The organism is Microcoleus sp. Pol7_A1 (genome assembly GCF_036701085.1).
GTDB lineage: Bacteria > Cyanobacteriota > Cyanobacteriia > Cyanobacteriales > Microcoleaceae > Microcoleus > Microcoleus asticus.
Window position 1 is genome coordinate 1 of the sequence record NZ_JAUBQD010000062.1, and the last position, 15,301, is coordinate 15,301.

Annotated in this window: 14 protein-coding genes; 7 read left to right on the forward strand and 7 right to left on the reverse strand. The window is 44.4% G+C overall.

The window, feature by feature from the left end; all coding sequences use genetic code 11:
- The first annotated feature begins 195 nt into the window (after positions 1-195).
- Genes QUA20_RS25770 through hisC form a run of 3 tightly spaced genes read left to right on the forward strand, consistent with a single transcriptional unit; the run spans position 196 to position 2,848 of the window.
- Complete coding sequence (locus tag QUA20_RS25770; protein WP_333192368.1) at positions 196-1,050, forward strand: alpha/beta hydrolase; 855 nt, start codon at positions 196-198, stop codon at positions 1,048-1,050.
- Positions 1,047-1,760 (forward strand): glycerophosphodiester phosphodiesterase family protein, encoded by a 714-nt coding sequence (locus tag QUA20_RS25775; RefSeq protein ID WP_333192371.1) that lies wholly within the window; start codon positions 1,047-1,049, stop codon positions 1,758-1,760. Before QUA20_RS25770 ends, QUA20_RS25775 begins: the two co-directional genes overlap by 4 nt.
- A gap of 41 nt (positions 1,761-1,801) precedes the next feature.
- Positions 1,802-2,848, forward strand: a complete 1,047-nt coding sequence (hisC, locus tag QUA20_RS25780; RefSeq protein WP_333192374.1) for a histidinol-phosphate transaminase — start codon at positions 1,802-1,804, stop codon at positions 2,846-2,848.
- 89 nt (positions 2,849-2,937) lie between these two features.
- Here hisC and QUA20_RS25785 read toward each other — a convergent pair whose 3' ends face one another.
- The 7 genes from QUA20_RS25785 to QUA20_RS25815 form a co-directional block, all read right to left on the reverse strand.
- A complete protein-coding gene (locus QUA20_RS25785; RefSeq protein ID WP_333192377.1) occupies positions 2,938-3,405 on the reverse strand; it encodes a type II toxin-antitoxin system VapC family toxin in 468 nt (155 codons plus the stop codon).
- Positions 3,399-3,695: an antitoxin family protein gene (locus QUA20_RS25790; RefSeq protein ID WP_333192378.1), complete on the reverse strand. Its 297-nt coding sequence runs from the start codon at positions 3,693-3,695 to the stop codon at positions 3,399-3,401. The genes QUA20_RS25785 and QUA20_RS25790 overlap by 7 nt, the downstream gene beginning before the upstream one ends.
- A 46-nt stretch (positions 3,696-3,741) precedes the next feature.
- A complete protein-coding gene (locus tag QUA20_RS25795; protein ID WP_333192380.1) occupies positions 3,742-4,542 on the reverse strand; it encodes a class I SAM-dependent methyltransferase in 801 nt (266 codons plus the stop codon).
- Positions 4,543-4,685: 143 nt separating this feature from the next.
- Entirely contained in the window at positions 4,686-6,326 is a 1,641-nt protein-coding gene (locus QUA20_RS25800; RefSeq protein WP_333192383.1) for a 2-isopropylmalate synthase, read from the reverse strand.
- Positions 6,327-6,535: 209 nt separating this feature from the next.
- Positions 6,536-7,057 (reverse strand): LabA-like NYN domain-containing protein, encoded by a 522-nt coding sequence (locus tag QUA20_RS25805; RefSeq protein ID WP_006633075.1) that lies wholly within the window; start codon positions 7,055-7,057, stop codon positions 6,536-6,538.
- A 332-nt stretch (positions 7,058-7,389) separates the two neighbouring features.
- The gene (locus QUA20_RS25810; protein ID WP_172184679.1) at positions 7,390-8,040 is read right to left on the reverse strand and encodes a response regulator transcription factor; all 651 of its coding nucleotides are present in this window, start codon (positions 8,038-8,040) and stop codon (positions 7,390-7,392) included.
- Between the two features lie 719 nt (positions 8,041-8,759).
- Positions 8,760-9,185 carry a (2Fe-2S) ferredoxin domain-containing protein gene (locus QUA20_RS25815; RefSeq protein WP_172184677.1) on the reverse strand — a complete coding sequence of 142 codons (426 nt, stop codon included), beginning with the start codon at positions 9,183-9,185 and terminating at the stop codon, positions 8,760-8,762.
- 263 nt (positions 9,186-9,448) lie between these two features.
- On the opposite strand from QUA20_RS25815, the gene groES reads away from it, so the two are divergent.
- From groES to QUA20_RS25835, 4 genes are all read left to right on the forward strand, one after another.
- Positions 9,449-9,760, forward strand: a complete 312-nt coding sequence (groES, locus tag QUA20_RS25820; RefSeq protein ID WP_006633072.1) for a co-chaperone GroES — start codon at positions 9,449-9,451, stop codon at positions 9,758-9,760.
- 138 nt (positions 9,761-9,898) lie between these two features.
- A complete protein-coding gene (groL, locus tag QUA20_RS25825) occupies positions 9,899-11,542 on the forward strand; it encodes a chaperonin GroEL (RefSeq protein WP_172184675.1) in 1,644 nt (547 codons plus the stop codon).
- A gap of 122 nt (positions 11,543-11,664) precedes the next feature.
- A complete protein-coding gene (locus QUA20_RS25830) occupies positions 11,665-12,666 on the forward strand; it encodes an ATP-binding protein (RefSeq protein ID WP_333192388.1) in 1,002 nt (333 codons plus the stop codon).
- 28 nt (positions 12,667-12,694) lie between these two features.
- Complete coding sequence (locus QUA20_RS25835; protein ID WP_333192390.1) at positions 12,695-15,283, forward strand: S8 family peptidase; 2,589 nt, start codon at positions 12,695-12,697, stop codon at positions 15,281-15,283.
- The last annotated feature ends 18 nt before the right edge of the window (positions 15,284-15,301 follow it).

Below are 15,301 nucleotides of genomic sequence, written 5' to 3' on the forward strand. Positions count from 1 at the left end.
GCTGAAAAGATAATATTTTTAATCTCTAATTCCATTTGGTTTGCGTTCTCTCATATCGCTTTTAGTCTAAACTCCAGCTGTTGAGGAAAACCGTACAATAAACTTCACTCTTCGCTTCACAGGCATCTTGCCTCTTCATAAAAATAGTATAAAGGAGGTAAAGTCAAATTCATCCAACCATCAAATACCCTAATTATGCCAAATCGTAATACTTTGCACTTACCAGAAATCGAACTTTCCTACCTAGAATGGCAGCCAGAAACTGGGAAAGAAAAATCTCCCCGTTTGCTGCTGCTGCACGGTTTAGCAGATAGTGCGTGTGTCTGGACTAGCTTGGGCAATTACTTGTCCAACCGCTATCATATTGTAGCACCAGATATGCGCGGTCACGGAGAAAGTAGCAAACCGAAAACAGACTATACTTTTGAAAGTGCGATCGCAGATTTAGAAGCTTTGATGGCACATCTCAACTGGCCAAACGCCCATATTTTAGGACATTCTTGGACGGGCAAACTAGCAGCGATTTGGGCGAGGCAAAATCCGGCTCGCTTTTGCAGTATGATTTTAGTAGACCCCATCTTCATCACAAAACTGCCCGCCGCCATTAAACTCACCTTGCCAATTGTTTACCGAAAATTAGACTGTCTCAAATGTGTGGGCCCGTTTGCGACTTTATCCCAAGCAGAAGCAGCAGCAAAACAATCGGGAGAATACGCAGACTGGAGTGACGTGCAGCAAATGGTATTCCAACACCAAATAGAACAAAAATCCGACGGAAGTTGGGGCAGTAAATTTGCGATTGCAGCCAGAAATCAGATATTTGCAGAAGTGATGAAAGTTGCCGGTTTAACAGAAAATATTGATATCCAGACTTTGTTTGTACAGCCGGAAAAAGGCGTAAATCGCATGAATTGGCAAATGCAGCCATACAAGAGATACTTGAAAAATCTTAGCGTTGCAAAAGTACCGGGGAATCACTGGTCTTTTTTGACTCAACAGGAAACTTTTAATCAAACTGTGGCAGATTTTTTAGAGGGCACAAGACAGTGAATTTAGAAATTATCGCACATCGGGGATTTTCAGCGATCGCCCCCGAGAATACTTTAGCAGCTTTTGAACTGGCGATCGCCCGTGGAGCTCATTCGATCGAATTTGACATCCAGCTATCCGCCGACAACGTACCAGTGATTTTTCACGACGCCACATTAGATAGAATCACTGGAGTTTCTGACAAAGTTAGGGAAAAAACTCTGTCTGAATTGCAAACACTTAATGCGGGAAAATGGTTTAGCGATGAATTTTCACAAGAAAAAATTCCTACCTTAAAAGAATCATTAGCTATCCTCAAAAATGTTGACAAATTTCTTTACTTTGATGTCAAGCCTCACTGCGAGTGGTCTGATTCAGATGTCGCGGCTTTTGTCAATACTTTGAAGGGCGAAGAAATCCAACATAAATGCGTTATTACTTCCTTTAACCCTGGATTTCTGGAACAAGTGCGGCGGCTATCTGGCGATTTGGCGATCGGACACATTGTTGCTAATCTAGAAGCGTACAAAACTCAATTAGCTCAAGCTGTGGCGCATCGGGATAATTTGATTAGCAGCCAGTACCGCGTGTTGCTGGAAAACCCCGCACTAATTCAAGAAAGCCGGAGTCAGGGAGTTGACATTGTGGCCTGGACGGTGGACGATCGAGCGGATATGCAAAAGTTAATTGATTTGGGTATCACGCGGATAGTCACTAATTGTTTGATATAATTTTTTAACCGAAGATGAAGGCAGATAAACGCAGATAATAGATGAATTACTTTCGCAAAAGCATCCACGAAATGTCTGGCTATGTGCCGGGGGAACAGCCACCGCTAGGCACAAAAATTATTAAATTAAATTCTAATGAAAATCCCTATCCGCCTTCTCCCAAAGCTTTAAAAGTGCTTCAGGAAATAGACGGAGAAATGCTGCGGCGCTATCCAGATCCCACTGGCAAAAGTTTCCGCATTGCTGCTAGTCAAGTTTTGGGAGTTGCTGACGATTGGATTGTTGTAGGTAACGGCAGCGACGATTTATTAAACTTGATAGTTCGCGCTGTGGGCGAATCTGGGAAACAGATTGTTTGTCCTTCACCCACATATGTATTGTATCGCACTTTGGCAGAAATTCAAGATGCAGAATTTGTCAAAGTTCCTTATCCCGAGGACTACAAGTTACCAGTCGATTTGTTAATAGCAGCCCAGGGTGCAGTGACATTTATAGCTTCGCCAAACAGTCCATCGGGAACAGCCATATCTGTTGCAGATTTGGAGAAACTGGCTAAAGAGTTATCGGGCATTCTTGTGATCGACGAAGCTTATGTAGATTTCGCCGAAGAAAATGCTTTGAACTTGACAAAAAAGTACAGTAATGTTATTATTTTGAGAACGCTTTCAAAAGGTTATTCCCTCGCAGGATTGAGGCTGGGTTTTGGCATAGCAAATCCGGCGCTGCTGGCAGAAGTAAATAAAATCAAAGACAGCTATAATGTGGATGCTTTAGCCTATGCAGTGGGGGCGGCAGCGATCGCCGATCAAGAGCACAAAATAAGCAACGCCGAAAAAATTAAGGCTTCGCGAGCAAAACTAGCTGTTAGCTTCAAGAAATTAGGCTTTGACGTTTGGCCCTCGCAAACCAATTTTTTGTTAGTTAGGCCACCAAACGGCGATGCAGAAAGGATTTATAAAACACTGAAAGTACGGGGAATATTGATTCGATACTTCAATCAGCCGCGATTAGAAGACAAATTGCGGATTAGTGTAGGTACGGAGGAACAAAATCAAATATTGGTAAAAACATTGAAAGAAATCCTATAACTAACGATCGCACTAAAAGTAGTTTCTAGTAATGACTTTAGTCCTCTGATTTTTATGAGGACTTGAATTCCTGACTACACACAGCTTGATTACTGATAATTATTAGGATTATCAATCGCCAACCCTGCCGACTGAGCAATATCGAGCAATCTGTTGTCCGCAGAAACAAAAATTAGTTGAGTTTCTGGTATGGATGTTAAAACTGATTGAACGCGCAAAGCAGACGCTAATTGCACAGCATCATAAGCCCGCAGTGGATATTGAACAATCAATTCACCCGCCCTTTCAACCAGTGCCAGATCAACTTCGATAACTCTATACCGACTATTGAATTCAGAGCGAAACTTTGCAATAAGTGCAGCAACTTCCGCAGCAGTTATACCGCCTTCACGTTGTCTGCGTGCAAAAGCACTAAGAACTTCCACCCAGGTGATGCTGACTAGAAGCAGCGAGTTACCAGTCTGGGAATCCGTGAGCGTTTTTATCCAAGGGCTGCCAATTTCAACCACATATCTTTTGATGAGGGCGCTGCTATCCAAAAAATAAATGTTTACCACGAGCCGCGATCCTCGATAATAATTTCTGACAGAGGCTTGCCCGGTTTTGCCCCTAACCTTTTAGCCAATTCATACACCTCTTCATCAGTGACAGCCTCGACGTTATGGGGATCGTTAGGTAGTGGAGTCACCAATCCTCGGTCAACTAAAAACTGGATTGCCAATTCTGCCTGCTTTTTTGGATCGTCTGGCCAGAGTTGAATCTGCACAGTTTCCCCATCCTTGAAAGACACAGAACTCAAGGGACGAAAAACCCCGTTTTCGTAGATAGCAGTAATAGTTTCTGGCATAATTAGCCTCTTAAATAAATGCTTTGACTTATTGTACTTTTTTTAATTACTTCGTTGCCACAACAGCCAAATTCCAAGCCAAGCGCTTCATCAAAGGCAACTTTTTCAAAAATCCATCCAACTCTTCCAACCGAGAGTATTCCGGTTTCAATCTATCTTGTTCAATGATAATCTTTTTCCAATAACGCTCCTCATTTGGATGCACTTTTTCTATCAAATAAAAGCGCAAAAAAACCCAAAGCGATGTCAGCCAAAACGTATCATAAGCCGTCTCAGAAAACAAAGACTTGACAAAATTCACAATATTAATATCTAAAGGAGTTTCATCCTCCGTCCGCACCTCAGTCGCCATCCTGCGGTAAACATTAATCACAGGATTGTGCTTCATCGGGTCCCAAAAACAAGCTTTACCCCCAGGCTTTAGCACGCGGTGCATTTCGCGAATTGCCTTTTCTGGTTCCGGTAAATGGTGCAACAAATTAGAAGCATAAACAATATCAAAACTATTGTCCGGGAAATCCATCGCCATTGCATTCACCGTGCAGCCGTCTATTTTGACGCCGTTTTTCTCAGCCAATTTCATAGCAACTTCTACCATGCCTTGAGAATAGTCCGCCGCCACACAATTCGCACCTTTTTTAGCAAAATAAACGCTATTTTCTCCCGCGCCGCAGCCTAAATCTAACAGGCGTTTGCCTGTAATATTGCCCATTTGCTGGACGATAAATCTATTTTCTGGGGCGGTACAAGCTTCAAAGTAATCATTGACTCGGATGCCGTCAATATCGATTGTGGATGCCCAAGCATCGTGGAATTGCCGCTCTTTTTTTAAAGTTTCGTCTTGCATTTTTCAAGAGTTGGTTATTAGTAAAAAAAAGTAATTTTAAACCGCAGATAAACCTGGCTCAAGGCAGATTAATTGAGATTTATCTGCTTCGCTCTGGGTTCGTCTGCGGTTTGTTTCAAGAAAAATGGCTGACAAGAAATTTATCAGCGCTGTGCTTCTGCAACAACTTCATTTCTGATCAGAGTTGGCTGTTCCGAGGATTTTTCAGTAGTATGCTGCAATGCCTGATACAGTCGATTTAAAGCGCTGATGTATGCTTCTGCAGACGCTACGATAATGTCGGTATTTGCTGAGTGACCGGAAAATACTTTGCCTTCGTGGCGCAAGCGAATTGTTACTTCCCCGATCGCATCTATGCCCGCTGTTACGGATTGTACAGAAAACTCGATCAACTCGTTCGGTACGTTTACCACCCGGTTAATTGCCCTGTAAATCGCATCCACAGGCCCAGTGCCGATCGCGGCATCGGTCAATTCTTCGCCCGCTGGATTCCGCACAGTGACGGTTGCTGTCGGGCGAGATTTGTCGCCGCAAGAAACCTGCACTAATTCTAACCGGAACAGTTCCGGTGCTTGGTGTACTTCGTTATTGGCGATCGCCTCTAAATCCCAATCAGTAATCTCTTTTTTCTTGTCTGCCAAATCTTTAAACTTGACAAAAGCCTTATTTAGCTCATCATCTGCCATTTCAAAACCCAACTCTTTCAAGCGAGTGTGAAAAGCGTGGCGGCCGGATAATTTGCCCAAGACGATTTGATTTTCCGTCAAGCCGATCGACTCAGCATCCATAATCTCGTATGTCAGCTTATTTTTCAGCACCCCGTCTTGGTGAATTCCCGACTCGTGAGCGAAAGCATTTGCCCCGACAATCGCCTTATTTGGCTGCACCAGCATCCCCGTCAAATTGGAAACCAAGCGGGAAGTTTTGTAAATTTGGCGCGAGTCAATATTTGTCAGCGGTTCCTCAGAATCCGCAGCCCGACCCAAGAACGGATTATAATATTGGCGCCGCACGTAAAGCGCCATTACCAACTCTTCCAGAGCTGCATTTCCCGCCCGTTCGCCAATTCCGTTAATCGTGCATTCTAACTGTCTGGCACCATTTTTTACGGCTTCCAAAAAGTTAGCAACAGCCAATCCTAAGTCATTGTGACCGTGAACCGAAATAATTGCGCGATCGATATTCGGCACATTTTCTTTAATTCCCCGAATCAAAGCCCCAAACTCGCTCGGAGTCGTGTAACCGACTGTATCGGGAATATTAACAGTAGTCGCACCCGCTGCGATCGCCCGTTCCAGAACCTGATACAAAAACTCCGGTTCCGATCGGCAAGCATCTTCCGGCGAAAACTCCACATCATCCACAAAAGACTTAGCGTAAGCCACCATTTCCGGCACAATTTCCAGAATCTCAGCCCGCGTCTTTTTCAACTTATGCTCCAAGTGAATATCAGACGTAGCCAGAAACGTATGAATTCGCGCATTTGCGGCTGGTTTCAGAGCCTCTGCTGCTCTTTTAATATCCGGCTTTCTCGCCCGTGCTAAACCGCAAATAGTCGGCCCATGTTCCGTGCCAACCGATCTGGCTATTTTTTGGACTGCCTCGAAATCTCCCGTGCTGGTGAAAGGGAAACCCGCTTCAATCACATCCACGCCCAATCTTGCTAACTGGCGAGCGATCGTCAGCTTTTCATCCACATTCAGAGATGCACCCGGAGATTGTTCTCCGTCCCGCAAAGTCGTATCGAAAATAATAATCCGGTCTTGACTTGGTTGAGTTTTCATAGCTCTAAAAAAGTGTTTTCCTGATTTTTACTTGTCCGTTTTTCTGGGTTTTTAGCCCCCAGTCACCAGTTTTGTGTCTCGCGCCAATAACTAATAATTAATAACCCATAACCCATAACTACTGACTGATGACTGATGACTGATGACTGATGACTAATGACTGCTGACTAATGACTAATGACTAATGACTAATGACTAATAACTACTGACTAATAATCCATTTTCTCGATATGTTCCCTAATTTCATTTAGGTCTATATACCTATCTGTAGCATTTCGTAACTCTCTAGCAATCATTCCTTCGGTTGATACCACAGTAATATGAGTATTTTTAGATCGCAACAGCTCGATCGCCCGCTCAAAATCCCCATCTCCGCTAAACAGCACAACTTGGTCGTACTGATCCACCGTATTAAACATATCAACAACAATCTCAATGTCTAAATTAGCCTTTTGAGAATATCTGCCCGAAGCATCATCGTAATATTCCTTAAGAATCTTAGTGCGAACCGTGTAACCCAGACTGATCAAGGCATCTCGAAATCCCCTTTGATCTTGCGGGTCTTTCAGACCCGTATACCAGAAAGCATTGATCAAGATGACATTCGGCTGCGAAGTTTTGAAATATTCGAGCACCCTGCGAGGATCAAAAAACCAACCGTTCTTTTGTTGAGCGTAGAACATATTGTTCCCGTCCACAAAAATAGAAAGGCGGTTCATTAAGTTTGTCATAGAAACTTAGACCTAATAATTGTAGAAAGAAGTTAATCTAAATATCACATTTTAGCAACATGGAGCTAACTGAGGCAATAGATTAGACTTCAGAAAACTCCATCCCCCCAGTATTTCATATTTTAGGCTCTACCGCCAGAGGGCTCTTTTAACCCTGCTTGGATTCGATCGAGCAGCCCTCACAAACCAGACGCCTAGTAACTCAATACCGGCTGCCCTGTCCAGGTTAATAGGGCTTCACACTACCGCCCTACCGCCCTACCGCCCAGCAGGCATACCGAAGCGCATAGCACTCGCTTTTGCTCCCTGATTTGATAGCAGAGTACCTCAGCTCAAGCCTTTTTGCTTTCAAGGGCCCAGCGAGCTAACTCTGTCCGGTTGTGCAGACCTGTTTTGCCCAGCATATTGCTGACGTGGCTCTCTATAGTCCGCTGGCTGACATTCATCACGTCTGCGATCTGTCGGTTTGCCATACCCTGCGCTAGCAACTGTACCACCTTTAACTCAGTGGGAGTCAATTCGACATTGCGGCGCGCCTTAATTTTTGGACCGCTCTCAATACCTGGATTTGAGTGACGAATCAAGCGGGAGGCTGCTTTCAGAGAAGATTCTACTTGGGCTACCAGTTCTTCTGGTTCAAAAGGCTTGACTATATAAACGTCAGCCCCAGTGCTCAAGCCTTTTACTCGGTCTGAACTTTGACCTTTGGCGGACAAGAAAAGAACCGGAATCCAGCTCGTGCGCGGGTCTTCTCTGATGTATTTGACTAAAGTGTACCCGTCCATTTCCGGCATCATCACATCGCATATGATCAAATCGGGGACTTCTTGTTCGAGCTTTTCTAGAGCGTCTCTGCCGTTTTCTGCTGTAATGACGTTGTAACCCCGAAACTCCAAGTAATCCTTGACTAGCAAGATTAAGTTCGGGTCGTCGTCAACCAGCATCAGCCGTTTTTGATCTCCTGAATTATTGTCTTTTGTCATGTTTATTCCCGCTAAAGTATCCCGCTCGCTTCCTTTTTTTCACTCGTGTTTTTTCCGTCACTCCGCCAATACCCGGCTGGGGGTGGAGGACTGCCGTCGGGTGAAACGATCGCCCTCAGGGGAAAGTGGGGCAGGTGTTACCGCTTCCCAACCAGCGATCGACGCCCGTTTGTGAATGTCTTGCGACTAGGAACGGAGCCAAAACCTATAAGGTACATCTTCACAAAAGCCTGTCAATGGCAGGCATCCTGCCTGCCCCACCAGAGTTATTGGAGATGTGTAATGGACGAATATCGCCCGTTGTCACTATCGGTCTTGATTGATTGGAGACTCTCTGGGAGAGCCCAAGTTAAATATTTAATCTCGATCGGTTTAATTGGTTGATGCCCCAGTTTTAAATGATACTTCTGATATAGAGGAATTTAAGCAGACTCCCTACTTACGTATTTAACTGTTTCTAGTGTAGTTTGGCAAACTGCTTAGTGTCGGCCACTGAGAAACTTTTGCACAAAATTTCACACTTTCTCCGATCGTTTTTTTTTTGCGTACCTTTTGAGCAACACCAGCGACAAGCCAAGCCCGACTACCAAGACAACCTAACTACAGTTTTTTTGCTCTGTAGCAGGTGCGATCGCCTGGGAGCCCAACGGTCTAAAATTCTCACCTTTAACCTTAAACTTAACATTTCAGTATAACTTTGTACTTTAACAGCGCTATACTTAAATGTTTGGCTCTGCCTCAGGAGGCACAGGCAAAGGATGAGTCAAGAAAGCGTATTCTTGAACGACCTTTGAATTTAGGAGATGTTCCTGAATAATTCTCTCAATGACGGGGGGAGTAACGTCGCGATACCACACTCCGTCTGGATAGACTACCACGATCGGGCCAGACGCGCACACTCGCAGGCAATTGGCTTTCGTGCGAAAGACACAGGTTGGTCGATCGGCACTTGGCTTGTCCAACCCCAATTCTTGCAAGCGTTTTTTTAAGTAATTCCACGCCTCCAGACTGGTTTGCCGATCGCAGCACTTGGGCACCGTTTGGTCAGCACAGATAAAAATATGCCGCTCGATTTTAGCGAGCCCCAGGCTTTGGACGCAAGCGCTCAAGCCTTGGCTGCAATATTCCTCGTTAGGTTCAAGCATTTTATTCATTCGTCAACAGTAATTGGTTAGCGAGCAAAAGTCATCACCACAGCCCCCACTTCCCCCTACCCCTCTCCTTCGCTCCCACTCATTCTCGGTTCGGGAACCCGTACTGACAACTAAGTTGCGATCGCCCCTTTCTAGAGCTAAATTAGCACTCAGGAGTCGAGAGTGCTAATATGTCAGTTGTAAGCAGTCGGCTGTTGCTTTTATAGCGACCCTGACGGCTGACTGACTAGGATCTGTAATCTGGAGATTTATTTATGGCAGCAGTATCACTGAGTGTTTCTACCGTTAAACCGTTAGGCGAGCGCGTGTTCGTGAAAGTAAGCGCTAGCGAAGAAAAAACCGCCGGCGGCATCCTTCTGCCTGACACAGCGAAAGAAAAGCCCCAAGTAGGCGAAGTCGCGGCCGTGGGCCCCGGCAAGCGCAACGACGACGGCAGCCGCACTGAAATGGAAGTCAAAGTCGGCGACAAAGTTCTCTACTCGAAATACGCCGGCACCGACATCAAACTCGGCACAGACGAATACGTCTTGCTTGCAGAAAAAGACATTCTGGCGATCGTTAACTAATTAATCATTAGTCATCAGTCCTTAGTCATCAGTCATTAGTTTAAAGCGAACGCCGCCAAACAACTAATGACACGGGACAAATGACTAAAATCCATCATCCCCAATCCAAAATCTCAAACCTTCTCATCCCCAAAAACTATGGCTAAGCGTATCATCTACAACGAAAATGCACGTCGCGCCCTCGAACGCGGTATGGACATTTTGGCCGAAGCAGTGGCCGTAACCCTCGGCCCCAAAGGCCGTAACGTGGTTCTCGAAAAGAAATTCGGAGCTCCTCAGATCGTCAATGACGGCGTTACCATCGCCAAAGAAATCGAACTAGAAGACCACGTAGAAAACACAGGCGTTGCTCTAATTCGTCAAGCTGCTTCCAAAACCAACGACGCAGCAGGCGACGGTACCACCACTGCTACCGTGCTCGCCCACGCAATGGTCAAAGAAGGCCTGCGGAACGTAGCAGCCGGTGCAAATGCGATCGCCCTCAAGCGCGGTGTTGACAAAGCAACCACGTTTTTGGTAGAAAAAATTGCCGAACACGCCAAACAAGTAGAAGATTCCAAAGCCATCGCTCAAGTAGGCTCCATCTCTGCTGGTAACGACGATGAAGTCGGTCAAATGATTGCCAACGCAATGGACAAGGTGGGCAAAGAAGGCGTGATTTCCCTGGAAGAAGGGAAGTCTATGACCACCGAATTGGAAATCACCGAAGGGATGCGCTTCGACAAAGGCTACATTTCTCCCTACTTCGTCACCGACACCGAACGGATGGAAGCGATTCTCGAAGAACCCTTCATCTTGCTGACAGACAAGAAAATCGCTTTGGTACAAGATTTAGTACCTGTGCTCGAACAAGTAGCTCGTTCCGGCCGCCCGCTGTTGATCATTGCAGAAGACATTGAGAAAGAAGCTCTAGCTACCCTCGTTGTCAACAAACTGCGCGGTGTGTTGAACGTGACTGCTGTGAAAGCACCCGGTTTTGGCGATCGACGCAAAGCCATGTTAGAAGATATCGCCGTATTGACCGGCGGTCAACTAATCACCGAAGACGCCGGTTTGAAACTGGAAAATACCAAGCTCGACATGATCGGCAAAGCTCGCCGCATCACCATCACCAAAGACAGCACCACAATTGTTGCCGAAGGTAACGAAGTCGCCGTCAAGTCCCGCTGCGAACAAATTCGCCGTCAAATGGACGAAACCGAGTCTTCCTACGACAAAGAGAAGCTGCAAGAACGTTTGGCCAAATTGGCTGGCGGCGTCGCAGTGATCAAAGTCGGCGCGGCTACCGAAACAGAAATGAAGGATCGCAAACTGCGTTTGGAAGATGCGATTAACGCTACCAAAGCTGCTGTAGAAGAAGGAATTGTCCCCGGCGGCGGTACAACTTTGGCTCACCTGACTCCTCAATTGGAAGAGTGGGCTAACAGCAGCCTGAAGGGCGAAGAATTGACCGGTGCTTTGATTGTGGCACGGGCTCTGGCTGCTCCTCTGAAGCGGATTGCTGAGAATGCTGGTTTGAACGGCGCTGTGATTGCTGAGCGCGTCAAAGAAAAGCCGTTCAACGTTGGTTTCAACGCAGCGACAAATGAGTTTGTCGATATGTTTGAAGCTGGTATCGTTGACCCTGCGAAGGTGACTCGTTCTGCTCTGCAAAATGCAGCATCTATTGCTGGTATGGTGCTGACAACCGAGTGCATCGTCGTTGACAAGCCTGAACCGAAGGATGGCGCTGCTGCTGCTGGCGCTGGCGGCGGCATGGGCGGCGGCGACTTCGATTACTAATTAATCGTCGTCTTTAAAGTAGGTGGGGGCGCAAGGGCCCTCACCTACTTTATTTTAATTAAGTAGTTGATTAATAAATCAAGTATCATAGTGGTGTACTCTCTAGTATAGTGAGAGGCGCTATGAAAGCAGAAGTTCTTAAAAGATTATTTAGGGCGATCGCCAGTGCCGACACAGAGGCGATCGACAAACTCACACACCTAGTCATTGAGGAAGAACGCCAGAAGGGACACACGCTACTAGCCGACCAATTAGAGAATATTACCAAAAAGAGCCAGAAAGAGAAATCGACCTCTAACACCAAAGCAGCTTCGCCAGTACCAAATAGCCGACAAGCTTTAAGCGAACTGCCGACAAGTAAGCGATTAAACCTTCCTTTAGTGACTGTCATCGGAAGGGAAAAACTGCGGCATCACATGGTGCTTCCTGAAGTTATTGAAAAACGTTTCCAGCGAATTGAGCGCGAGTATGCAGCAAGAGATAGGCTTGCTCTTCACGGACTCCGCTACAGACAAAAAATTCTTCTGTACGGTTTCCCCGGCTGTGGTAAGACACTCGGAGCAGAGCGTTTAGCTTGCAATACAGGTTTACCACTTCTCAAAGTTCGATTTGATGCAATGGTATCATCTTTTTTAGGCGAAACGGCGAGTAATTTGAGGCTGGTTTTTGAAGAAGCATCAAAAAATCCCTGTTTGTTGTTTCTTGATGAATGCGACTCAATTGCTAAATCAAGAGAAGACCATCAGGAAGTAGGAGAAATTAAGCGAGTGGTAAATACATTTCTTCAAATTTTGGATGAATATGAACCCACCTCAGGTCTGATTGTAGCAGCTACAAACCTCACTAAATCTCTTGATACTGCACTGTGGAGACGATTTGATGATTTGATAGAAGTACCAAAGCCCGGAGAAAAAGAGTTAGAATTTATCCTAAAAGAAACACTATCTGCTATGGAAGTAGGCTCTATTAACTGGCCTGTACTCATAGCTCAGATGAGAGATTTTTCGGCCGCTCAAGCTGTGAGGGTTGCACAAGATGCTGCTAAACGGGCAATTCTTGAGCGAGAGGAGCTGGTGATTCACGAACACTTGGAAGAAGCGATTAAAGAAATCAAGGTTGCATAAATTTATTTTTTTGTGTCAGGAGAAGTAAATGGTTGAACGTTCTGATAGATTTCCGCATATTCAGCTCAGCCTTACAAAAAAAGGAATTGCTGCACCACAAGGAGGAGGCAGCAAGAAAGATCCTCAAACACTCGCAAATTCTGGTGACAGATGGGGACATGGTAGTAGGCTAAATAGTTCAGTATCATCCATAACTGCTAATTGGAAAGATACTGAAGAAAAACGAGAAGAAGAAGAGCAACCCGAACTTCCTAAATCTCGACGCATTATCTTAAAAATAGATCCAAATTCTTTCGATCCAGAGAGTCTTAAATCCTATGGGATTGAGCTAATTGCAGAGATCGAAGATGGATATATTATTGGTGCATCAGCAGATTTAGAACTTAGTGAACTGCGAAAAAAAATAGGAAAATTTATTAGAGAAGAACATGGTGGTGGAAAAATTGCAGAAATCTGGGATCTGATTGACGGAATTAAAAAGCCAGAATACATTCTTTCGCCAGAATTAATGGCTCATTGGGATCTAGTTAAAGATGACCAGATATACACAGTTGATGTAGGTATTGCTTGTGTAGGCCTTAAATCTAAGTTACCTGATCCTCCAAAAAGAGAAACTAATGAAAGTGATGAGCATTTTGAAAAAAGAGTTAATCGCTGGATTGACAAACGTGACTTGACCTATGAAAAATGGGATGAGATAAAGTACGAAAGAGAAGTTGAGTTCACTGACTTTATTCAAAAAAGTTATCAAGGAAAAATAGTAGATGATATAGTTGATGGAAGTATTCCTCAATCAGCTAAATTACCGGATAGTTTTTCCTGTAGAATTACAATTTCCGGTAAAGGATTAAAAGATTTAGTTTTCAACTTTCCTTATATTTTTGATGTCAGTGAGCCTGATGTCGTTGCTGAATGGGTTAAGAAAGAAGCTTTATCTGATGTTGATACTCCTACTTTCAAACTACAAGCACCGAAATTAAATGCTCCCAAGGTATGTGTTATAGATAGTGGGATTCAAGAAATGCATCCTCTCTTAAAAGCAGCAATTGATTGCGATAATTCAACATCTTGGGTGCCGGGAGAAACCGACCAAATTGCTGACCGTGTTAGCAACGGTGGACACGGGACAAGAGTAGCTGGTGCAGTCCTTTATCCAATAACGATACCTCGTATTGGAAACGAAAAAGCTATTTGCTGGATTCAAAATGCGAGAGTTCTTGATGTTGATTGTAAACTCCCTAAACAGCTATTTCCACCGAAATTGCTAGGTGATGTTGTAGACTTTTATCACAGTAAAACAAACACAAGGATTTTTAATCATTCTCTTGCTGGAACTCTCCCATGTCCTACCCAATATATGAGTCCTTGGGCAGCAGCGATTGATAATTTGACCTGGAAAAATGATATATTGTTTATTGTGGCAGCAGGTAATTTACCTTTCAGGGGAAAAATAGGATATACAAGATTATCTGTCAAAGATCATCTGGCAGCAAATCGGCTATGTCCAGATTATCTTTTAGAAAATTCTTGTAGAATTGCTAACCCTGCACAAAGTTTTCAAGCCTTAACCGTTGGATCAATTTCTCCAGCTTCTTATCATGCACTACCCTATTCTTCAATATCACAAAAGGATAAACCCTCAGCTTTTTCATGCTCTGGGTTAGGAATTTGGGATACAATTAAACCGGAAGTAGTTGAATATGGTGGGGACTTAATAAAAGATGAATCTATACCACCTAACATTATTTCACGTAAAGAAGTTTGTCCTGAATTAGTACGATCAACTTTGAATGGTGGGCCAGCAGTTGCTGCTGACACGGTGGGAACGTCATATGCTACGCCAAAAGTCAGCCATATAGCAGCGTGTCTTGCTGCTGAGTTGCCGGATGAGAGTTGCCTTTTACATCGTGCGCTGATAGTACAATCAGCCAGATGGCCAGAGTGGGCAGAAGAAAAACTTGATACTGTTCGTCAAATTGGTTATGGTATTCCCAATATCGATCGCGCTTTAGGTAATTCTCCCAATCGCATCACTTTGATTACCAGAGGAAATAATCGTATCAAAGCCAGACAGGCTCATGTTTACCAAGTTAAAATGCCAGAAGGATTGCGTAGTCAGGGAAAAGAACATGAGATTTTGGTAGAAGTTACTCTATCTTACAAAGCACAACCACGTCGAACTCGTAGAAATCGCAGAAAATATCTTTCAACTTGGCTGGATTGGGATTGTAGCAAAAAGGAAGAAGATCCAGAAAAATTTCTGGCGAGAATTTTAAAAGAGTATGATACTCCAGAGAATGCAGATAAGGGACAGGAAGTTTTTCAGTGGACTATTGGCAAAAAAGCGAAAAACTATGGAAAAATTCATGGTGTTTCTAGAAGCGCGGGAACTGTTCAAAAGGATTGGACGGTTGTCAAATCATTTCAACTCAGAGAAGCATTCTGCATTGCAGTAGTTGGACATGAAGGTTGGAATAACGATCCAGATGCTGAAGCACCATATTCTCTCGTTATTAGCTTTGAAGCAATAGCATCGGAGCTTCCCATTTACGCTCCATTTGTTGAGGCTCAAGTCGAAATAGAATTAGAGCAACAGGTGGAAATTAACTCAATATGATGTAGCTAAAGTAGCTAA